Here is a 20,894-nt window from a genome sequence, read left to right on the forward strand (position 1 = left end):
GTTGATGCTTTCAAGTGAACAATTTATTTTTTTAGTGTGCTGTTCAATAAAAATTAGTGTGCTGCTCTTTCTCTTCAAGTGTGCTGACTAGTATACCAAGTTGGCATTCACTTCGATCAATTCCATCAGATAGCTGATCTCGCTGTCTTCAATCACGATCGCGTAACGATTTTCTAGAGGAATCAATAGCTTTTTCAAATAATGATACAGGTCTTGATTATTTTGGATAATCATTTCGGTATCTTCTCGTAAAAATTGCTCTTTACGAATCGCTCGTTCGATCATATTGCTGGTATGGAAAAGAAATTTGATCCAAAAATCTTCGAAGTGCTCCATCTGATAAGTATCCGAAATTTTTTTCGCCTCGATTTCCAGCAAATCGTAAATAGTCGCCCCATCAAGAAAAATCAAGCTTTCTTCTAAAATGCAGATGATCTTGCTTCTACGATCATCATTGAAGGGAGTGATACTATCCTGCAAAGCTTTCGTTTGAAAATCCTCAACACTATTTCCTATATACGCACTTTGCTCAACTATATCTTCTGACAGCTCTGTGATAGTCATTTTTGGCAGCAATGATTTTCTCGTTGCTTCGATCACCATTGGCGTCGTCACCATTTTGATCGTTTGAGTCGGGATGCCTGTCTTCTTTGTAATAATGTCGCCGAACATATTCAACGAACCCATGTCACTAAGGATCACCACACCCTTTCCTTGATCGATTTTTTGTACGATCGCGGTTGCTTTTTCTAATGTATCGCCAACTGATTGTGACAACGGCATATTCAAGCCAACTGCGTGCTCCACATTTAACAGTTGATTGGCAGTCTGTGCGAGATCTGTCGCAGCGCTAGTTCCATGCATCAAGATCAGGACACCAATTTTTTTCTCTGTATATTTTTCATTCATCGCTTTTAAATAAAGCGAGATAAAATATTTTTCACTCTCTGGCAGCTGTACTTCGAGCTGATCGGAAATCTCACGACAGATTTGTTCAGCAACTTCGAGCTCTTTTTCTAACGCCATTTCGTTAGGTTTTTTATGGGTCAAAAAGGAATTGTCGCGGAAGGAGTATCCTTCTGTGATTTTTTCTATCAAGGTATCCAAGTGTAAAGCTAAGCTCTTAATATTGCTATCAGCTAGATGATAATGTTGGGTATGCGCGATTTTTTTCAGTATGTTTACAGTGACCTCATAGTTTTTTCGGGAGACGATTTTAAAGATGGCCTGTTGTTGATTGCCTTGCTTTTCCGCCAGCTGTTGCGCTTTGCCATGAATAATTGATTTCAATGGTGAAAGGGAGCCTTTGCCTTCTATGTACTTATGGTAGGTTTCCAAAACATCATGGGAAACACTTTCCTCTTCATCCACTAAAAGAAAGGGGTCCAAGTCTTTCTCTTCTTCCGGAGTAAAAACAAACTCATCAATCTGCAACAGCTTTAATTTTTCACGCATCTCGTTAGTAACCTCTGAAGAATGAGCATAATAAAACTGATCGATCAAGTACGTTGACAGATGCGAAAGCTTTACTTGAATAATTTCTGAATGACTAGAAATACTGTCCACTAAAGCGTTGGCACATAGCAGCTGAATATCATTTTTCAGCTGTCCAATATTGCCCACAGGATCATACTGTAAAAAGAAACGGATCACATCCTCATTGACCTGCAGCTTCCGTTCGATTTTTTTTGCTTCTTGTTTAAAACAGAAATAGATCAATTTTATTTTTTCTGCCAAACCACGCTCCTTCACACTAGGCATAAAAATTTTCAACGGAATACGCCGTAAAAAAGTCGATAAAATATTGCCCTCGATTTCCTCTGTTGTTGCACCTATAATCAGCACCCGAACTTTTCTAGGATTTGAGGATTCGCCTAAACGATAATACTCCCCCCGATCCATGATCGAAAATAACATTTCTTGTCCTTCTGGAGGCAAGCGATGAATTTCATCCAAAAATAGAATCCCCTCATTGGCTGAAGCGATCAATCCATCCTTATCTGTCTCCGCTCCTGTGAACGCGTGTTTTACATGACCGAAAAGATGATCTAATAATAAATGCTGGTTGTTCGAATAATCGGCGCAATTGAAAACTACATAAGAAGAATCTTCTTTCAATTTTCCTGCATGCTTGGCATATTGGTACATAAATCGAGCAAACGTTGTCTTCCCTGAACCAGACGGACCCGTCAATAAAGAATGCAGCCCAAACGGCGGATAGAGTAACGCGGCTTTCGCCTGTCTCACCGCATTTTCCAAAGAACCATCATAGCCGATCAATTCAGTAAACGGATAATCACTAGGATATTTATTATCTTTGACAGACAAAAGTTCCTCCAATTCCTGAACAGTTAGCGGCTTCTCAGACTCGATCTCTCTGCCAATTTCTTTCTCAATCAGATGTTTTCCAAGAAAACAAACTGGACGACCGGCTAATTTAATCACTTGTTCTTCTTCCACTAAACGATTCAAATCACGACTAACATTGTAACGTGCGATTCCGATTTCTTCTGAAATACTGGTAGCATCTATTTTAGATGTCCCACTTCCAGAAATGAATAGTTCTGTTTGCTCACATAGAAAAGCAAAAACCCTGTCCTTTCTCCCCATGACTCCCAACCTCCTTTATTAGTGATATTGTACACAGTTCGATAAGCGCTTTCAATAAAGAGTCGTAGAAGGACTAAAACAAATAAACTAAATTAGAAGTTTCCTCTGACCTAAAAAAATTCATTTTGGACAGATTCTAATGATATTTGTAGGTTCAGTTTTAGCGTTTCTATCAACTATAACAACTCATGAAACTTTTATTTTAGAAATAAAAGTTCAAACTATATCCAAGCAAAACGGGCATTCATCCGTGATCCCGATTACTTCTTCAAAGCCTTCCATGATTGCCAAGGCATTCCCTCTTTACGAAATACAGTAAGAATGGATTTCACAATTAGATATATCCCTGAATGGGTCTAAATAAAATTTTCTTTTACAGATCACACCTTTGTCAGCTAAGAGTATGCTAAAACCACTTTCATTTTAAATGAAAAACTATATTTAGCCATAAAAATACCGACCTTCATTTTTAATCTCACTTTTGAAGGTCGGTTCATAAGGCAAAGTATTTCTTTATCCTAGTTCAGAGTAGCATATCCGATATCACAGGTTCTTTTCTGACTATTCTTATCAATGCCATGTACCGATTTCTTCCCCACTAGTTACTTCAGCACCTGTATGGAAAATAAATTGATACTTTTGAGGATTTGTCACGATTAGCATAACGACATCTGCCAAACCGGCTTTTGAAATGACCGTTCGATCAAAATGTAAGAGTGGATCACCTGCTTGTACCTTTTGACCTTCCGAGACCAATAATTTGAAGCCTTCATTTTTTAGATTTACCGTATCTAATCCGACATGCAACAGAACTTCGATCCCATCTTGCATTTTTAGTCCGACCGCATGCTGCATTTTTGGATTCGCCGCTTCAATTCTCCCATCGATTGGTGAAACGATCAACTCATCCTTAGGTTCTATTGCCATTCCTTCTCCCATCACCCCAGTTGAAAAGACCTCATCATGTACGTCAGACAAGGGGATAGATGTTCCAGTGACAAAAGCCCTCATTATTTTCTTTTTTTTAAAGAACATCGTTACACTTCCTTATAATTAATCTGTTCAATCCCCAATTCATCCAGTCTATTTTTGATTGTAGAATCTGTAAGAAACGCTACTTCAGCGGTACGTGGAATCAGTAATGAGGAATTTTTTAAAATGTAATCATCTAAATAACCTGGATGGAAAACCATCATATCTACTCCATCGTCGTGAAGATTTGAAAGCAACTTTTCAAAGGTCTTATAAGGATCATAATCAGGTTGCATTGCCTCCATTAAAAGATATACCTTCGTACCATTAACCTCAATAAACGCATCCTTGGTCAAGGAATTTGGCTCTTGTCCCCGTGGCAATCCAGAATATTTTAATCCTTGATCGGCCGCAAATTTTTCCATTGCCTTGAAATAATTTGCACTTGTCACTGCATGCCCTTCAAAATAATCTGGTTTTCTACCAAATAACTCCAAAAAGCGTTGATATTGCGCAGTAATCTCCAACATGACTTCCTCAAAAACAACGAAATCCTCAGCGGTTTCGCGATAGGTTTTGGAAGATTTGAAAATTCCCTCTTTATCTACGAGAGAAGGTATTTTTTTAGGGTCGATTAAAGGTTTGCCAACACAGATATTCGTGTGCTGACTAAAAGCGATTGCTTCATTTTTTAATAGTGCTACTCCGTGAACCGTAGCTGGCATATTCATCATTACACCAACGCTCTGAATCAAGCCATCTTTTACGGATTTTTCAATTCCGTAATTAACCGCTTCTGAATAGCCAAGATCATCAGCTCTAAGCAATACTTTCTTCAAGTGATTCATCATTCTTTTTAGCCTCCCCTTCAATACCTAAAACATAAGTCACTGCTGCAGAAACAACAAATCCAATACCACAAGCAATAAATCCATTAATCATATTTCCAGTAGTTCCGCCCACAAAAGAAATTAAGCAGGCAAAGTTCGCTACAGGGATCAGCGTATAGGCGGTGACTCCTGTCAAACCTGCATACAATCCTCCTGCTAGTCCACCTGCCATTAAACCGATAAACGGTTTTCTGTACCGAACCGCCAAACCATAAACACCCGGCTCAGTAACACCACCAACTAGGCAAGCTGCTAGGAAGCTAAATGCTAGTGCTTTTTCATTTTTATTGCGTAACCGCAGAAATGACCCCAAGCATATTCCTGCAACACACATACTAGAAACAATCGCGGCCGGTGTAACTAATGAATCCTGTCCATTTTGTGCGAAAAGGGTGATCATTGTAGAAATCATCAATAAATGCATACCCGTCATCACTAAGAACTGCCATAAAGCAGCTATCACTGCTACCGCTAAAAATCCTGCGATAGAATCCAACGACAGTAAAAACTTACTAATATACTCACCAATTACAAATCCAGCAGGCCCTAACACAACTAATGTGATTGGCAGCATAACCACCATTGTCAATGTTGGAGTAAAAATTGTTCCCAAGGTAGAAGGAATAACTTTTTTAAAGAATTTTTCTACATAGGACATGATCCAAATCGAAAGAATCATCGGAATCACCGTACTGGCGTAGTTCTGCGTAGCAACTGGAATACCAAAAACATCGAAGGGTATGCCATCTGCCGATATCTGAGTAAACGTTGGATGGAGCAGAACCCCTCCTAAAAACATTCCTAAAACCGGGGTAACACCAAATTTTTTACCAGCCGTATATCCTAAGAAAACCGGGAAGAAATAGAAACCAGCATCCCCAACAAATGTCAACAACGTCGCCAACGAACTTCCTTCGTAAATCCAGTTAAGCATAGAAGGTCCGAATACCGCCATGACCATTTTGAACATTGAAGCCGCTATCAATACCGGGATCAAGGGGGTTAAACTCCCTGCCAGATAGTCTAAAATTTTATTGCCTAAACCTTTTAAAGTAAATGGTTCCTTCATCACTTCAGTAGTGTCTGACGTTTCTTGCTCCTGTGTCCTGCCAGTCATGTCTAACAACACATTGTAGACTCTATTAACTGTTTGACCAATAATAATTTGATATTGTCCGCCAGATTGAACGACCCCCAAAACACCAGTGGTAGCCTTCAATTTCTCTTCTTGTACCTTGCTTTGATCTTTTAAGTTAAAACGCAATCTCGTCATACAATGGGTCATGTTTGAAATATTTTCTTTGCCACCAATAGTTTCTAAAATGGCTTGCGCTAATTGATTAAATTCAGTCATTTTTTTTGCTCCTCACATTTTTTTCATACAAACGATTCATATGAATCATTAAGTAAACCAACTCATCTTCATTTGATTCAATGCCATAAACTTGTGCGATTAGTGCTCCGACTTTTTGTGCCAACTGATAGATTTCCTGATGTTGTTTCTTGATAGAATCCAGCATCTCCATACCCGGACCAATCAACTCTTCACCGCTACGCATCCGCTTCAGGTAATAAAACATGTGCATGCAAAAGCGATTGTAATTAAATTCATTACGATCGATTATAATGTGCAGATCCTGCTCAATTAAGTTCGTCGTCTGTTGGATAATTTCTTCAATCAGCACTTCTTCTTGCGAAATTTTGTATTCTGATTGACTATTAACAAAGTGCATCGTTATACTAGTAAGCTCTCCCTTTGGCAAAACTATATGGGTTTGATTTTGAATCATTTTGATGGCCTTCTCAGCTAACAAGCTTTCCTTTGGATACATCTGGGCGATTTCATAAGAGTAGGTCATTCGAACATTTTTGTATGTTGTTAAACGCTGGATCGAAAATTGAATATGGTCTGCCAAACTAAAAACCAACGTAGGATTCAGTTGTCCATTTAATTCCTCCTGTGCCATACTGACGATCTCTGCACTTAAATTCAAAATTTCCTCAGGAATCTCCTTTAGTAATCCTTCGAAATACTCACTTAATTTGTAAAAAGTCATCGTAATCTCATTCAAATCCGTCAATTCATAAGGCGTTTTAGGAAATCCTATTCCTTTACCAAAAGCAATTAAATGGTTTCCATTTCCATCAACAGCTTCCGCGACATTATTATTAATCTTCTTAATAATCTTCACTAACTTCTCCGCCTTTCCAATAAAAAAAACTCTTTGAGCGCGCACTACACCCTCCTTTTTTAAAGAGAATGGTAATGCCTCAAAGAGTAACAATCCATTTTTATTTAAATTTCACTTTAAGAATAGCTGATTAGGAAAACGTTGTCAACAGATGTTTGAAATTTTAATCATTCAAAATTATGATACCAAACCTTATTATTCGATACAATTAGAGGTAGATTTTTAAAAAATCACACACATCTCTATCACTACGCTGTTCAACACATGAACTACTGATTTTGAGAGATCCCTTTCATAAATACTAAAAAACTGAGTCGGATCATCCACGTACATTTGGATATCCAGATCAGAATACTCATCTGCACCATGATCTTTTCTTGCCCGGGAACCCGCTACATAGGCAACGTGAACATCGTCCTGCACCTGCCCCCATTGAATAAACCGTTCTTCAATTTTCTGGTAGAACTCTCCGCTTTTCATCCCGCTTTCCTCTTTTCTCTTGAGTGATTATTTCAAAATAAATCAAATCCAGCCGAACTTCCGACAGGCGTTATAAATTCCGTCATCCACATTGCGATCCGTGACATAGTCAGCCCGTTCCTTCAGCTCATCTACCGCATTTCCCATCGCGATACTGGTCCAGCTTTTATCGAACATCACCAAATCATTCACATCATCGCCAAACACAACGACATCTTCTTGCGGCCGATCAAAGTAATCCAGCACATCAAGGATGCCCTGTTTCTTGTTGTCATGTTGGCACATCGTATACTCTGGAACAAAGCGCAGCTTGGCAAAATTCTTCGGTTCAGGAATCAAATGATCCTGCTCCTTCGGCAATGCCAAATAGAACTTGAAAATATCCACTTCCTCCACGTTAAATGCCGGGTCAATGAAATACTCCGTCGGCTCCTGTCTCGGCCCTACCTGTTCTCTAAATAAATCGTTCTTCGCATAGACCTTCTCCGAATCATCTATCGCAACAAGGGCACCGATGCCTTTTTCCTCGGCTTGGCGGATCACCGCCAACGCTTCCTCTTTATCCAATGGCGTATTTTTCACCAATTTATTATTAATAACGACACCCATACCGCCGGAACACACCATATTTTCCAACCCAAGCTCCGTCAATAAATTCCGACACTTATAATGGGCACGCCCAGTCGCGATCGAGACAAAATGACCGTTTTCCTCCAGTAACTCCAATGCCCGCTTCGCACTAGGAACCACCTGTCCCGTCCTTCGATCCGTCAATGTCCCATCGATATCAAAGAAAAATAGCTTCTTTTCCATTTTCCACCCGCTCCTTCAGTTTTGTAACACTTGTCAATTATTGTATCACACTTGATTGAGCAGAAAACCTGTCTGTATTAGCAACCTCCTAAATTTGTCTTATTCGATCGTTTACATAGTCATAACTAACTTAGCCATGACTAAGTATGCTTGAAGTATTATTTTTCAGGTTCTCAAAATACTAATTTATACCCTTGATGATTCCTCTAAAGAATTTTTAATCCAATATTTCCTCCAAATGTGTTAAACTCAGAAAAAAGCAAATAGAGGAGAATTCTTGTGACTGAATATACTGGCTTCGACAAAATTTATCGCGACATCGTCATGGATATTATTGAAAACGGCACGGATCAAGATCCTGCCTTGGTTCGCGCAAAATACGCGGACGGCAGCCCCGCGCCTACTCGTTTCATTCAAGGGGTCAACTTCAAGATCACCCCAGCCGATGGGATTCCTATCTTGAAATCAAAACGTGTCTTCCAAAAGACGCCATTAGTCGAATTGGAATGGATCTGGCAAGAATTATCCAACGACGTCACTTGGCTTCAGGAGCATAAATGTAAAGTCTGGAACGAATGGGCTGACGAAAACAACACCATTGGTAAGGCATACGGCTTCCAATTAGCGAAAAAATGCCGTAAGCTGCCCGATCATGAAGAAAAGCTCAATCAAGTGGAATATGTGCTACATCAGTTGGAAAACAATCCCGGCTCTCGTCGCATCATGACTAGCCTGTGGGATGTAGATGATCTAGACGACATGACTCTAGAGCCTTGTGTATGGGCAACGAACTGGAAGGTCAATAACGGTGTCCTTGATCTGCACGTGAAACAACGTTCAGCCGACATGGCATTAGGTCAACCTTTCAATACCTATCAATACGCTGTGTTGCATCGCCTGATCGCGGATCAACTAGGCTTCGAACTTGGCACGATGCACTGGTGTATCGACGACGCTCATGTATATGATCGCCATATCGATGCCTTAAAAGAACAATTATCGCAGCCAGTGCCAGACAGCGAGCCAACCCTTGTCTTGCCTGACAAATATGATGAAAACGGCAATAAATGTACCTTCTTTGAACGTCGCCTATCCGATGTGAAATTAGAAAACTACGAAAACAACGGCGTATTCAAATACGAAATAGCAGAATAACCCATCCACCTGTGAAAACGGGTGGCTTTTTTATGATTCTAGAGATTGTCCGATACTTTACTTCATTTATAATTGTATTATACATTCTCACTTATCTTATGCTATCTCTAAATCCTTAAAATCAATTTTTATACTGGTTTCTAAACCATAATAAATTTTTTATCATGTAGTCATTATTTGCAATTAGAAAACTTTTTCTCCACTATTCGTAAATAGTAGTGTTCAATGTATAGGAAAAACACTTTACGACAGCATAACTTAAATGATTGTATGAAAATAACTAGTAATTCGAGTATCATATTTATCTATACATCTAATTTAGTCAAAAAATTTCATTTCTTACAAAGTAATGAACGTTAAAAGCTCCTTCATCTTTAGAATGAAAGAGCTTTATAGTATCTATCTAGATATTTTTCGTTTGATACAGACTTTCCCAATCACTTGTGAAATGATCAATTGCCTGTTTAGTAGCAGCTAAATCAAAGAACGCCTCGATTATATCGGGGGAAAAAGTTACTGCATCCGCACCAGAATCAATTGCTTCTGTTATTTGCATTGCATTCTTAATGCTAGAAGCCATGATCTTACCATTCAATGCGTTTCTATTTACATACTCCTTGGCTGAGCGGATAATGTCAAACGGATTAATTCCAATATTCACAGAGCGATTCGTGTAGATAGCAACATAATTTGCGCCTGATTCTAATGCTAGAAAAGCCTGTAGTTTTGTATAAACAGCTGACGTTGTAATTCTACAATTAGGATTTTCTTTTTTCAAAATACTTAGAGCGTTTAGTCCAGCTTTTGATGCGGGAATTTTTACAAAAATCTCTTCTCCTATTTGGTCCCAAATCCTTCTTGCATCATCTATCATCCCTTCAAGTTCTTTTGCAACTACTTGCATGTGCAAGGTACGATCGTCTCCAATTAGTTCAAGTGTACTTCTCATATGGGGAAAGAAATCGATTTTTCCCTCTCGTTTGATGATACTGGGCGTAGACGTGATTCCTTGAACCGGTATTATATCCATATATTTTTTAATATTATCTAAGCAAATGGTATCCAACATATACTCCATTTTTATCCACCTTATCCTTTAGATTTCCCCCCAGCGATATTTGTGATAATACCGCTTAAATAACTGGCATGTTCTGATAGATAAAATGCAACTACTTCTGCAACCTCCGTTAACCTTCCTGCTCTACCAAGTGGAATGCTAGAAGCCTTTACATAGCCTTCTCTCAATTCTTTCACCGATATTCCTCGAATATAGGCTAAGGTTTCTTCATACCTTTCAGAACGCAGATCAGTCTCTTCCATAATTCCTGGTGCTACACCTAATACTCTGATATCATATTTACCTAATTCCTTGGCCCACGTACAAGTCATGCTGTTAATAGCGCCCTTTGTGCCGACATAAAACCCTTGTCCGATGGATCCTTCTAGTGCACTTTCAGTGGACATGTTTATAATCACTCCGGAATGTTGCGTGACCATCTTACGAGCTACTGCTTGACTCATCAGAAATACACTTTTTTGATTCACCGCGACCGTCCGATCAAATAATTCCTCGGTCAATTCATAATTTCCAGTTTTATCAGGATTGACCAACATGCCCGGTAACGCGATTCCTGCATTGTTAACCAGACCATCAATACGACCAAACTTCTGAAAGACATGTGTTACTTGGTGATCTACTTCATCTTTTTTCGATACATCAACTTTATAAAAACAATAATTCTTTTGTTTTAAATGATGATCTGTATCCTTTAAATCGAAATTAACCACTAGTGCCTTGTTTTTTAGCAAATGTTTCACAATACTGCTTCCGATTCCTGCAGAACCGCCAGTTACAATAATTATCTTATCCTCTAAACCTAGCCAGCTTTCCATGTCTTTCCTCCTTACTTATTTTTCCGTTAGTCTGTGAATTCTCCTGGATTTGATTCGATCATCACTTTGATCTCGTTGCCCTCCATCACTTTATCAAAGGCTTCACGCCAATCTGTCAGGGGATATTTTTTCGTGATCATCTCTTCGATATTAATCGCGCCCTTCGCCAATAGATGAATCGCGATTGGCCAATCATATGGGTTTTGCGAACGGCTACCGATGTATTCAATCTCCCGTTGGATAATGGATTCCGTATCCAGATCCACCATTTTGTTCGCGAATAGTCCGACTTGAATGAATTGCCCTTGTTTGCGGATCAATGGCAGACTCGCATTCACCGCAGGCACTGCGCCAGAGGCGTCATAAACCTTATCCACTCCATAGCCATCCGTCACTTCATTAACGATCTTAGCCAGATCTTCCTTCATCGTATCCACGATGACATCCGCCCCAAGCTTTTTCGCTAATTCTAAACGGTGCGCGTCTTTTGTGATACCCGTCATAATAACGAATGCCCCAATTTCTTTGGCAATCTGTAACAAGAACAAGCCAATAGGACCAGGTCCCATAATAATGATCGTATCTTTCAGTTCTAAATGACTCTTTTGATACATCGCATGTACACAGCAGGCCAGTGGTTCACTCATCGCCGCACCTTCATAACTCAAATGATCCGGCAATAAATGAATACTTTCCTCACGTGCCAATACATAAATGGCCATAGAGCCATTTTGCTGCGTGCCAATTCCTTTACGATGCGGACATAAGTTGTATTGCTTTTCCTTACAGTAGTCGCATTTCCCGCAGACATAAAAGGTCGTCTCACTAGTCACGCGATCGCCTACTTTGATCTTAGTTACCTTTTCTCCTACTTCAACCACTTGACCAGAAAATTCATGTCCCAGTACGACAGGCGTGGTGGGATTCTTATATTCGCCTTTAAAGGTATGAATGTCTGACCCACAGATACCCGTGTAGGCTACTTTAATCAATACCTTATCCTCTGTTGCTTCAGGTACTGCTAAGTCAATAAACTCCATTTGGTCATAGCCGGGAGCTTGTTTGGAAACACCCTTCATCATTTCTTTTCCTCTTTTCTCTCTTCCGGGAAAATCATTACTTTGTTATAAGAGTCTTCACGATTCACTGTTAGATTAAATGCCTTTTGAATCTCCCCCAAATGATAGCGGTGAGAAATCAAATCTCTTAAGTTTATTTTCCCCTGTTCAATAAATTTAGCAGAATGTATCCATTCTTTTCCTGGAAAAGGAGCTGAATAGGAATTCCAAAAACCATTTATTGTGTACTCTCTTCTAAAAATATTTTCGAAGGCCCGTTGGCGCAATAAAACATCCGAATAAGCGATTCCTTGATAGCCTATTTTGCCACCCTTTTTTGTGATTAGCAGGCATTGCTCCTCGGTGATTTTGGAGCCAGCACACTCGATAGCGATATCGACACCGAGGTTGTCCGTTAACTCAAATATCCTTTTCTCTAATGATTCTTCTAAAGAGTTTATCGTATCCGTCACACCATACTTTTTCGCCTCGCTTATCTTGTTTGAATCGATATCTATCCCAATAATCTTTTTCACGCCCGTTAGCCGCAACCACTGAACCGTTAATATTCCAATAGTTCCTAGTCCAAATACTGCTACCGTATCTCCAATTTTAGGATCTAACCCCATGACACCATGAGCTGCTACCGCTAATGGTTCAATCATTGCAGCTTCTTCAAAGGAAATGCTTTTCCCTATATTAATCACATTTTCTTCTGGAACAGTCACATATTCTTCAAAGCCGCCATATCGGTGAGAGCCTATCATTGTGTAGTCTTCACACAACTGATATTTTCCCGATTCACAGTAGACACATTCATGACAGGGAATTAGAGGCGCTACAACCACTCGGTCGCCAATCAAGGTTCTTTTTACATTACTTCCTATTGATTCAACGACTCCAGAAAATTCATGCCCCATAACCATAGGCATTTTATATTTCCATTCATTTTGCATTTTATGAATATCAGATCCACAAATTCCTGCTGCTTTAACTTTTACTAGTACCTCATGTTCTTTAGGAATAGGTTTTTCGATCACTTCTATTTCAAATTGATTCAACCCTTTTAACAATGCGGCTTTCATACCAAAGCTCCTCCCTTTCAAATAAATCAAGGGACCCTTTTTTAAAGTCCCTTAACTCAGTAATGACTATCAAAAATTAAAGGATTCCAGAAATCAATTGAGAAAATTTCAGAATTACCCAGTTTAAGAAGTTCCCGCCCATATCCAGCGTTGATACTTGCGTTGCTCCTTTAGGAAACTCATACACGCCTCGCATCATTTCCGTATGAACAGGGGCAAAGTTAGTCGCCATGTATAAAGCCAATGCTATTACAACCGTTCCTGTCAATACCGATTGAATAATATTTCCTTTCCTATGTGCAACAATTAGAGAAACATAAAATGGGATCGTTGCTAAGTCACCGAAAGGTAACACCTTATTCCCAGGCAGTATAACAGCGATAAATAAAGTTATTGGAACTAAAAGCAATCCTGTCGCTAAGTTGGCTGGATGTCCCGTAGTAACCGCAGCGTCCAAACCCAAATAAATTTCTCTTTCACCATAACGTTCTTGTAAAAAATCTCTGACCGATTCTGAAATCGGGATTAGACCTTCCATCAAAATTTTTACCATCCGAGGCATCAAGAACATGACCGCACCCATGTTGATACCCATTTTTAAGATACCTCCAATATCATAACCACCTAGTGCAGCAATGGCTGCCCCAATAATAATTCCCATCATCATTGGTTCGCCAAAAATACCAAATCTTTTCTGAATCGATTCTGGGTCAGCGTGCAGCTTATTTAGACCAGGGATTTTGCTTATAGCAATGCCAATTGGAATACCCACTAAACCAAAAGCTGCTGTTGATCCCGTGGGGAGACTTACCCCTTCCAGTCCATAAAATTTCGCTACTAAAGGAGCCGTTTTGTCAGCAATAATCAGGCAAGCAATCTCATATAATACGGCACATAAAATAGCAAACCACCAGTTGCCATTGGTCACAATATACCCCGTTGCTCCCGCAGCGATAAAATGCCAATAGTTCCATAAATCGATATCTAAAGTTTCTGTAACTTTTAGGAGCAGCAAGATAACGTTTACAATCAAACAAATCGGAATTAAAACGGCTGATACCGGCGAAGCCCATGCAGCAGATGCTGCTGATGGCCATCCGGTATCAATCACTGTCAAATGAAACCCAAAGCGTTCAACCATAGCCTGAGCAGCTGGTCCCAAATTATCTGATAGCAGACCAATAACCAAATTAATACCTACAAATCCAATTCCAATTGTTAATCCTGATCGCAATGCTTTCCCAAATGGAACTCTAAAAATAAGTGCTATGATTAGAATCATAATCGGGAGCATGACAGTAGGTCCTAGGTTCAGGATATACTGTACAACATCGTTAATCGCTTTCATTCAAATAAATCCTCCTTGTATATTTATTTTTAAATAGCGGCCACTATTTTTTAACTATCTTTATTCGTCAACGGATCTTGCTAATTCAAGAATTTTTTCATCTAGTTTGTCGGCACCTATTCCACTGATATATCCCAATGCGGTAATTGCCGGAATTTTGTATTGGGTGGGTAAAATTGTTGTTGAAATAAGCATATCGGCACCTTCTTGTTTAGATACTGCTTCGGCAATTTTAATTTGTTGAACATCCGCATTAATGTGATTGTCCTTTAATAAATCTTCAATCCTTCTCATAACCACTGTTGATGTGGCGATCCCTGCTCCACAAGCTACTAATACTTTAATTTTTCTCATACGAATCGTCTCCTTTTATTTTTCAATTTTTTTAATTGCATAAATTAATTGTTCTGAATCCTTTGCTGCTAAAACTTCCTCTAAGATATTGTCATTTTGCAGTAATTCCATTAATGATTGCAGCATTTCTAACTGTGCATGAGGTTGATTTAACCCTAAAATGAAAACAATATCGGTAGTTACTTTTTGGTTTCTGTCCTCCATGCTATTAAATTGAACAGGTTTTTTATTAGTAATCACTGCCACAAATTCCGTAAAAATACATTCAGCATCCGTATGTGGAATAGCTGCACCATATTTCTCCAATTGAATACCCGTCGGAAATATCTCTTCTCGTTGTTTTATTCGTTCGAGAAAATCACTTCTAACCCATCCTAGTTCTAACGCTTGTTCATAAACCTGTTCAAAAATTTCGATAGGACTTGAAAAAGTTTCTTGAACAAAAATCAAAGGGGATTTCACATAAAAACTTAGTTTGTCATTTTTTTCCATCTCTTAGTTCCTCCAATATTCATCACTAAAATCTACTAATAGAGTGAGTACTTCATTGATAGATGTTGCCTTTTCAATTTCTTTCAGTTGTTCTGAACCTGCTAAATTCATCAATTCAAAGATTAAATCAACATGTTTGTCTTTATCATTAGAGACTAATAAAACAACGGTGTGTACTTTTGATCCGTTTTCTGTGAGGATTCCTTTTTTTACGATCCCCATACTTAGTCCGACGCCTAACGCCCCTGCTTCACACATTGTATGGGGTAGACCGATAGTGTTCCGTAAAACTGTATATTGAGGTAATATAGGCATTTCTTGTTTTAGAACGTTCACAAAATTGTTACTGATAACATTTCGTTTTTCTAATGGGTAAGCCAACTTATCGAGAAGTTCCAACCACTCTATTTCATCATCAAATAGTTGAATCGTATCTATTTTCAATGTGTCGATTAAATGAATCCGTCTCTTCTCTACCATCTCGAAATCTTTTGGGGTAAACAACGTTAATAGTTCATGATATAAGTTCTCCTCATCTGAAATCACCGCATATTTCTTTATCAATGACATGATTTTTTCTGGATTTATGACTGTGTTTTGTGATAGTGATACGGAGCGTAATACACGTTCTCTAAGCTGCCTCTTTTCCTGATCAGTCAAGAAATTATTTACTACAAAAACAGGCTTCTCTGTTTCCAGAGGAACCGCTGAAAAAATGTAGTCAACATCGTAATCATTTCGATAGAATTTTCTTTCAGAAATCAACTCGACAAAATCAATTTCTGGTAATAAATTTTGCAACGTATTCTTTAGCAGTAAAGAAATTGAGATACCGTTAGGACAAACGATGATTGCTTTTTTTCTATTTTCATCCCGAATGATATCTGTACTTTCGACAATATGACTGCCTATGAATAAAGAAATCAGGAACAATTCGGGATCTGGTATCGCTTCTCCAAAAAAATTTTCCAGTGGTTCACTAGATTCTTTCACTAAGTAAAACAATGAAAACAAATCGGAATCCTTATTCTCTTGATAAAATCTTGTTTGTAAGTTTAGATGATACTTAATGCGATAATATGCGGGTCTCATATGAATCAATAGCCGCTCTAACAACCTTTCCTTCCGTTCAACACTGAGACCCGATATTTTCTCAAAATTGTTTAACACTTCAAATAGAGCTTCTTTTAACTTATCCATTTCTCTAACTGAAAGAATATTCGCTTGAGATAAATTCGTTGTTAGAAGCAAAAGAGTCAGGTACACTCGTTCATTTCTACTTATATTATCGACATCCCAGATAATATGCTCTGCTGCTAAGAACTCTTTCGTGTCAGCAAGTTCAAAATCATTGATTTTGAAATTGTAGGATATTTGTTTCCCTCTTTTCGCTCGTCGGATAATTAGAATGACTAATAGAGGCAAAACCTTTAAGCGATCATCAGTAAATTGGATATTCAATTTTTCTTCTACTAAACCGATACGTTTCTTGAAAACTTCAACCTGATCTGTATCAATTTTTGAAAATTGGATGATACAATTGATTCCATCGTGAATCTCTGCCAAATTCATCAGGGTCGCAGATAACAACTCTCGTTTATTCCATTCATCTCCTTGAAAATGATAGCCTTTCTGTCGCGTGTAGTTTAGTTTCAAGTCATACTTCCCAACGTCTTTTCCAATTCTTTTTAAATCCCGTAAAATTGTATTTCTGCTAACCCCTAATTCCAAGATGAAATGATCCAAAGATAGATATTCATCTTTAGCTAAAATCAATAATTCAATTACCCAGATTCTTTCTTGTCCAGAAAATATATAGTGCTCTATTTTTTCATGTTCTTTTTCCTTCCCACCTCCAAGTGCAGAAATTACTACTTTAGGAACTAAAAAATGCCCTTTTTTTGTCCTTTTAATTTTCGGCAGTTTTCCATCCTCTAAAAAGTCGTTAATTTTTTTCAAAGCGTAATTCAATTGACTTCTTGATAGACTGAACCTTTCATATAAAACTTTACTAGTAATTTGGGGGTTATTTATTAGTTCCATTAATATTTGGTTATTCCTATCTTCTAAGTTCATATTCATCACCCTTACACTCTCAAAATACTTTAAAAACGCTTCCAAATCCATAAACTTTGTTATCCAATAATATGCATGCTTTGTGCAACATGAGCTCTCATAATTCCTTCAATTTATTTCTCCATAAAAAAAACAGGTGAAATCCCCTGTTTTACAACCTTTCTGTCTATTTTTTTTAAACAAATTACTATTCCATTTACGTTCTACTAATGATATAGATAAGCTCATGACAACTTAAGCCATTAAATACTATCATATTCTTGTTATCCTTACCTGATCAAAACTAATCAGTTGGTTATGCATTTTTTCCCTTCCTTACGAAGCACACCAATATAAAAAATATCATTCTCAAATAAATGTTATAATCACCAAATTGCCAGTCACTTTTAAAATAGTTGTGTGATTGAATCCGTTCAAAATTACCAAGAAATGATTGACTATTCTAAGCAAGGAGAACATCGAAAAAGTACGCATTCTGCCAATTGTATATTTTTATATCCTGATAAATTTTCTAATAATGAGTAACTAAAACAAAATTGTTATGTCATCAATTTAAAAATCATTCTCTGCTAGGTGAAAAACATGTTTTGAAGTTATTTCATTGATATGTATGAAGAGATTTTTCCTAATATACTTAGATATTTAGCCGACCATTTTAAAAATTGACTAGTAACCAGGCTATTTCTCACTTTTCTATTAATTATTTACATTAAAAAAGTCCAATCACCGAATGATGACTAGACTTTTCTTTATTTGATTGAACCAATCAACAATATCCCTATTGTAATAAGCGCCGCGCCTAAACTGATCATTCGCAATTCTATTTTTGTTTTTTTAACCTTCAAAAGAACTAATCCCGCATAAATTGAGATTAATACTGCTAACTGGGAAAAGGTAAAACTTTTAGCGACACCGATGATCGGTATAGCAAGAAATAGACTAATATTTGCAATACTCCAAGCTATTCCTGTCCCAAAGTTCTTTCTCACCTGTCTCCAGCTTATCTCGTCACGTTTACCAAAAGATAACACTATCGATAAGAACCACATTCCGATTGCTTGTGGAAATAGAACCTCTGCTCCACTGGTTTGAAACGCTTGTGGCAAAGTCACATAAACTGTTAAAGCTAACGAAGACAGTAACAAACAAGTAATCGCTTTGCTTTTAGTTGGTTTTAACAACGTTGTGTCATTTTTTTTTTCTAAATAGGAAGTGAGAATAATTCCGACAATAATTAATAGAATCCCTCCTGTTCCTACGCTTGCCATTTTCATATTTGACCACTCACCAAAAAATAAAGCCGCAATAAAGGTAGCTCCGATTAATTGAGTCCCATTGGAAATCGGCATGGCCTCAGATACTGGTAATAATTGAAATGAATAGAATTGCAAATATTGTCCAATCGACCAAAAACACCCAGAAAAAACAGCTGCCAGAAGCCTTCCACTATTATAAGACGGCTGAACGATGAAAGTGAAAAGCGTTCCAATTAAGAGGGCCACTGTCGTTGTTCCTAAAAGCTGATTGATAGGTTTAGCATTTGTCATTTTTGCGATGATCGGCATAAAACCCCATCCTAATGCGGGTAATAGATATAAAATAATCATTGATTTCTCCTAAAAGCTAAAATAATCACTTAAGAAAAGACTGGGCATCTACCCAGTCCCTTCCTGATCTAAAATTTGAATAGTTCGTCTTGCAATGTAACTGCTTGATTTTCCTTCATCAACTCACCCTTGTTTCTTTCTGGGAAAACCACGACGATAGTGTTGTCCTTTTGAGCATTCTCTAATTGCCGTAAGTCCATAAAGGCGAGTAATGTTCCTGTTTTTACGTTCTGCCCTTCTGTTACTTTGATTGAAAAAGGTTCTCCTTTTAATTCCACAGTATCCAATCCCATATGGATCAGTAATTTCTCTCCAGTTTTACTTTTAATTGTTATTGCATGTAGTGTTGGGAAAATGCTCTCAACAATTCCCTCAATTGGCGCATAGACCTTACCATCATGGTGACTTATTGCATACCCCTCGCCCATCAACTTCATGGAGAAAACCTCATCTTTTACTGCCTCTAAAGGAAGAACGTGACCGTTTGCAACAGATTTCAAAACTTTTTTTGTTTTAAAAAAGAGCATTTTCTCATCACCTCTAGACTAATTCCGGCCAGAACTCTTTATTGGCCTCGATCATTTCATCTAATACTTTTTTAGCTACTCGAGCATTCGGAACTGTTTGATTTAATGTGAAAGCCTGCAATGCTTTTTGATAAGACCCTTCAAAGTAAGCATCCACTAATAATTTTTCCGCCGCCACTTGCGCCTCCATCAATCCTTTATGGAAATCACAGATCGGTTCTCTCAAAGATATCGGTTCAACACCTGTTGCTCCAACGTAGGCTGGTACTTCTACTACAGCGTCTGATCGTAAGTTAGGGATAGCACCCTGATTAGGAACGATTAGCATAAAGCGCCGACGTTCATCATTCAACAAGGATGTCGCCATATCAACAATGTATTGTCCATGTTCACCAAAGTTAAAGTTCAGTACGTCTTCCGTCACTCCCCCTCGAATTTTATCAGCCATTTCTTTGGTGTTTTTTTCTCTGCCTTCCATCACCATATTGGCGCGAGTATAGTTTCTATCTGAATGTTCAACAACCATATCTGGATACAAGTAATACTCTAAATAGTTATTTGGAATATTTTGTGGGAAGTTCTTTGTGATCACGGACATCATACTAAAGGCTTCCTGCCAAGTCTTATCTCCTGCATTAAAATCAGCAACCTGCATTTCCTGAGTAGTCAGTTTTCCAATAATCTCTGGCATAACATCTTTTTTCAATTCTTTATCATAGATTGAAGTGTACCAGCCAAAATGATTCAACCCATAATAAGTCGGAATCCATTTTTTTCGATCATAACCATAATTAACTGCAATCGTTTCTTCAATTGAAATCGTCATATCACAAGCATTAATCATTTTCGCTTTTGGATACTGTCTGCGAACAGCTTCAGAAACAATTGATTCTGGATTTGTATAATTTAAAATCCATGCATCAGGTGCATACTGTTGGACGTAGCCCACAATTTCCAACAGTCCGCTCATTGATCGCATTCCATAGGCAAAGCCACCCAATCCACAGGTTTCTTGACCAACTAATCCATGACTTAAAGGAATTTTTTCGTCCTTTTCACGCATCTTCATTCCGCCCACACGAATTTGTGAGAAGATAAAATCGCACCCTGTAAAGGCCGTTTCCGGATCTTCTGTTGAAGAAATGACAACATCCTTAAACCCTTCTTTTTTTAACATATACTGAATAATCAAATACATATCAGCATTTCTTTCAGCATCAATATCGTACAAGCGAATTTCTGAAAGTGGCAAACGATCCGCATTGTTCAGAACCGCTTGAATAATTCCTGGTGTATACGTACTGCCTCCACCGGCAATTGTAATGATTTGTTTGTTTGTCAT

General features: G+C 38.1%; 19 protein-coding genes. 1 reads left to right on the plus strand and 18 read right to left on the minus strand.

The window, feature by feature from the left end; all coding sequences use genetic code 11:
• Positions 1-87: 87 nt before the first annotated feature.
• The 7 genes from J9537_RS17240 to J9537_RS17270 form a co-directional block, all read right to left on the minus strand.
• Positions 88-2,610, minus strand: coding sequence for a sigma-54-dependent transcriptional regulator (locus J9537_RS17240; RefSeq protein WP_028021322.1), 2,523 nt, complete (start codon positions 2,608-2,610; stop codon positions 88-90).
• A 570-nt stretch (positions 2,611-3,180) separates the two neighbouring features.
• On the minus strand, positions 3,181-3,645 hold the full coding sequence (locus J9537_RS17245; RefSeq protein ID WP_028021321.1) for a PTS sugar transporter subunit IIA: 465 nt from the start codon (positions 3,643-3,645) through the stop codon (positions 3,181-3,183).
• A gap of 2 nt (positions 3,646-3,647) precedes the next feature.
• The gene (locus J9537_RS17250; protein WP_083284982.1) at positions 3,648-4,433 is read right to left on the minus strand and encodes a ChbG/HpnK family deacetylase; all 786 of its coding nucleotides are present in this window, start codon (positions 4,431-4,433) and stop codon (positions 3,648-3,650) included.
• The gene (locus J9537_RS17255; protein ID WP_028021319.1) at positions 4,402-5,826 is read right to left on the minus strand and encodes a PTS transporter subunit EIIC; all 1,425 of its coding nucleotides are present in this window, start codon (positions 5,824-5,826) and stop codon (positions 4,402-4,404) included. Before J9537_RS17255 ends, J9537_RS17250 begins: the two co-directional genes overlap by 32 nt.
• The gene (locus J9537_RS17260; protein WP_245001359.1) at positions 5,819-6,709 is read right to left on the minus strand and encodes a PRD domain-containing protein; all 891 of its coding nucleotides are present in this window, start codon (positions 6,707-6,709) and stop codon (positions 5,819-5,821) included. The genes J9537_RS17255 and J9537_RS17260 overlap by 8 nt, the downstream gene beginning before the upstream one ends.
• Before the next feature lie 177 nt (positions 6,710-6,886).
• Entirely contained in the window at positions 6,887-7,144 is a 258-nt protein-coding gene (locus J9537_RS17265; protein WP_028021317.1) for an aminoglycoside 6-adenylyltransferase, read from the minus strand.
• 42 nt (positions 7,145-7,186) lie between these two features.
• Positions 7,187-7,957 (minus strand): HAD-IIB family hydrolase, encoded by a 771-nt coding sequence (locus J9537_RS17270; protein WP_028021316.1) that lies wholly within the window; start codon positions 7,955-7,957, stop codon positions 7,187-7,189.
• A gap of 279 nt (positions 7,958-8,236) precedes the next feature.
• On the opposite strand from J9537_RS17270, the gene thyA reads away from it, so the two are divergent.
• Positions 8,237-9,112, plus strand: coding sequence for a thymidylate synthase (thyA, locus tag J9537_RS17275; protein ID WP_028021315.1), 876 nt, complete (start codon positions 8,237-8,239; stop codon positions 9,110-9,112).
• A 403-nt stretch (positions 9,113-9,515) separates the two neighbouring features.
• On the opposite strand, the gene J9537_RS17280 is transcribed toward thyA, so the two are convergent.
• From J9537_RS17280 to J9537_RS17330, 11 genes are all read right to left on the minus strand, one after another.
• Positions 9,516-10,190, minus strand: a complete 675-nt coding sequence (locus J9537_RS17280) for a fructose-6-phosphate aldolase (protein ID WP_028021314.1) — start codon at positions 10,188-10,190, stop codon at positions 9,516-9,518.
• 11 nt (positions 10,191-10,201) lie between these two features.
• Entirely contained in the window at positions 10,202-11,005 is an 804-nt protein-coding gene (locus J9537_RS17285) for an SDR family oxidoreductase (protein WP_028021313.1), read from the minus strand.
• A 26-nt stretch (positions 11,006-11,031) separates the two neighbouring features.
• Positions 11,032-12,087, minus strand: coding sequence for a zinc-binding dehydrogenase (locus J9537_RS17290; RefSeq protein WP_218257670.1), 1,056 nt, complete (start codon positions 12,085-12,087; stop codon positions 11,032-11,034).
• Positions 12,084-13,148 carry a galactitol-1-phosphate 5-dehydrogenase gene (locus J9537_RS17295; RefSeq protein ID WP_028020283.1) on the minus strand — a complete coding sequence of 355 codons (1,065 nt, stop codon included), beginning with the start codon at positions 13,146-13,148 and terminating at the stop codon, positions 12,084-12,086. Before J9537_RS17295 ends, J9537_RS17290 begins: the two co-directional genes overlap by 4 nt.
• A gap of 76 nt (positions 13,149-13,224) precedes the next feature.
• Positions 13,225-14,496 carry a PTS galactitol transporter subunit IIC gene (locus tag J9537_RS17300; protein WP_028020282.1) on the minus strand — a complete coding sequence of 424 codons (1,272 nt, stop codon included), beginning with the start codon at positions 14,494-14,496 and terminating at the stop codon, positions 13,225-13,227.
• Between the two features lie 60 nt (positions 14,497-14,556).
• Positions 14,557-14,850, minus strand: coding sequence for a PTS sugar transporter subunit IIB (locus tag J9537_RS17305; RefSeq protein ID WP_010744149.1), 294 nt, complete (start codon positions 14,848-14,850; stop codon positions 14,557-14,559).
• A 15-nt stretch (positions 14,851-14,865) separates the two neighbouring features.
• Complete coding sequence (locus J9537_RS17310; RefSeq protein WP_028020281.1) at positions 14,866-15,342, minus strand: PTS sugar transporter subunit IIA; 477 nt, start codon at positions 15,340-15,342, stop codon at positions 14,866-14,868.
• Between the two features lie 3 nt (positions 15,343-15,345).
• Positions 15,346-17,424, minus strand: a complete 2,079-nt coding sequence (locus J9537_RS17315) for a BglG family transcription antiterminator (RefSeq protein WP_070509023.1) — start codon at positions 17,422-17,424, stop codon at positions 15,346-15,348.
• A gap of 743 nt (positions 17,425-18,167) precedes the next feature.
• A complete protein-coding gene (locus J9537_RS17320) occupies positions 18,168-19,025 on the minus strand; it encodes a GRP family sugar transporter (protein WP_028020279.1) in 858 nt (285 codons plus the stop codon).
• 68 nt (positions 19,026-19,093) lie between these two features.
• Positions 19,094-19,552 carry a PTS sugar transporter subunit IIA gene (locus J9537_RS17325; RefSeq protein ID WP_028020278.1) on the minus strand — a complete coding sequence of 153 codons (459 nt, stop codon included), beginning with the start codon at positions 19,550-19,552 and terminating at the stop codon, positions 19,094-19,096.
• A 13-nt stretch (positions 19,553-19,565) separates the two neighbouring features.
• Positions 19,566-20,894 (minus strand): family 4 glycosyl hydrolase, encoded by a 1,329-nt coding sequence (locus J9537_RS17330; RefSeq protein ID WP_035019382.1) that lies wholly within the window; start codon positions 20,892-20,894, stop codon positions 19,566-19,568.

The organism is Enterococcus raffinosus (genome assembly GCF_019175485.1).
Lineage (GTDB): Bacteria > Bacillota > Bacilli > Lactobacillales > Enterococcaceae > Enterococcus_A > Enterococcus_A raffinosus.

What these genes read in the sequence shown, in the direction of transcription:
- J9537_RS17240 (WP_028021322.1), bottom strand. Translation starts at nt 2,610, where the DNA reads ATGGGGAGAAAGGACAGGGTTTTTGCTTTTCTATGTGAGCAAACAGAA.
- J9537_RS17245 (WP_028021321.1), bottom strand. Translation starts at nt 3,645, where the DNA reads ATGTTCTTTAAAAAAAAGAAAATAATGAGGGCTTTTGTCACTGGAACA.
- J9537_RS17250 (WP_083284982.1), bottom strand. Translation starts at nt 4,433, where the DNA reads ATGATGAATCACTTGAAGAAAGTATTGCTTAGAGCTGATGATCTTGGC.
- J9537_RS17255 (WP_028021319.1), bottom strand. Translation starts at nt 5,826, where the DNA reads ATGACTGAATTTAATCAATTAGCGCAAGCCATTTTAGAAACTATTGGT.
- J9537_RS17265 (WP_028021317.1), bottom strand. Translation starts at nt 7,144, where the DNA reads ATGAAAAGCGGAGAGTTCTACCAGAAAATTGAAGAACGGTTTATTCAA.
- J9537_RS17270 (WP_028021316.1), bottom strand. Translation starts at nt 7,957, where the DNA reads ATGGAAAAGAAGCTATTTTTCTTTGATATCGATGGGACATTGACGGAT.
- J9537_RS17280 (WP_028021314.1), bottom strand. Translation starts at nt 10,190, where the DNA reads ATGGAGTATATGTTGGATACCATTTGCTTAGATAATATTAAAAAATAT.
- J9537_RS17285 (WP_028021313.1), bottom strand. Translation starts at nt 11,005, where the DNA reads ATGGAAAGCTGGCTAGGTTTAGAGGATAAGATAATTATTGTAACTGGC.
- J9537_RS17290 (WP_218257670.1), bottom strand. Translation starts at nt 12,087, where the DNA reads ATGATGAAGGGTGTTTCCAAACAAGCTCCCGGCTATGACCAAATGGAG.
- J9537_RS17295 (WP_028020283.1), bottom strand. Translation starts at nt 13,148, where the DNA reads ATGAAAGCCGCATTGTTAAAAGGGTTGAATCAATTTGAAATAGAAGTG.
- J9537_RS17300 (WP_028020282.1), bottom strand. Translation starts at nt 14,496, where the DNA reads ATGAAAGCGATTAACGATGTTGTACAGTATATCCTGAACCTAGGACCT.
- J9537_RS17305 (WP_010744149.1), bottom strand. Translation starts at nt 14,850, where the DNA reads ATGAGAAAAATTAAAGTATTAGTAGCTTGTGGAGCAGGGATCGCCACA.
- J9537_RS17310 (WP_028020281.1), bottom strand. Translation starts at nt 15,342, where the DNA reads ATGGAAAAAAATGACAAACTAAGTTTTTATGTGAAATCCCCTTTGATT.
- J9537_RS17315 (WP_070509023.1), bottom strand. Translation starts at nt 17,424, where the DNA reads ATGAATATGAACTTAGAAGATAGGAATAACCAAATATTAATGGAACTA.
- J9537_RS17320 (WP_028020279.1), bottom strand. Translation starts at nt 19,025, where the DNA reads ATGATTATTTTATATCTATTACCCGCATTAGGATGGGGTTTTATGCCG.
- J9537_RS17325 (WP_028020278.1), bottom strand. Translation starts at nt 19,552, where the DNA reads ATGCTCTTTTTTAAAACAAAAAAAGTTTTGAAATCTGTTGCAAACGGT.
- J9537_RS17330 (WP_035019382.1), bottom strand. Translation starts at nt 20,894, where the DNA reads ATGACAAACAAACAAATCATTACAATTGCCGGTGGAGGCAGTACGTAT.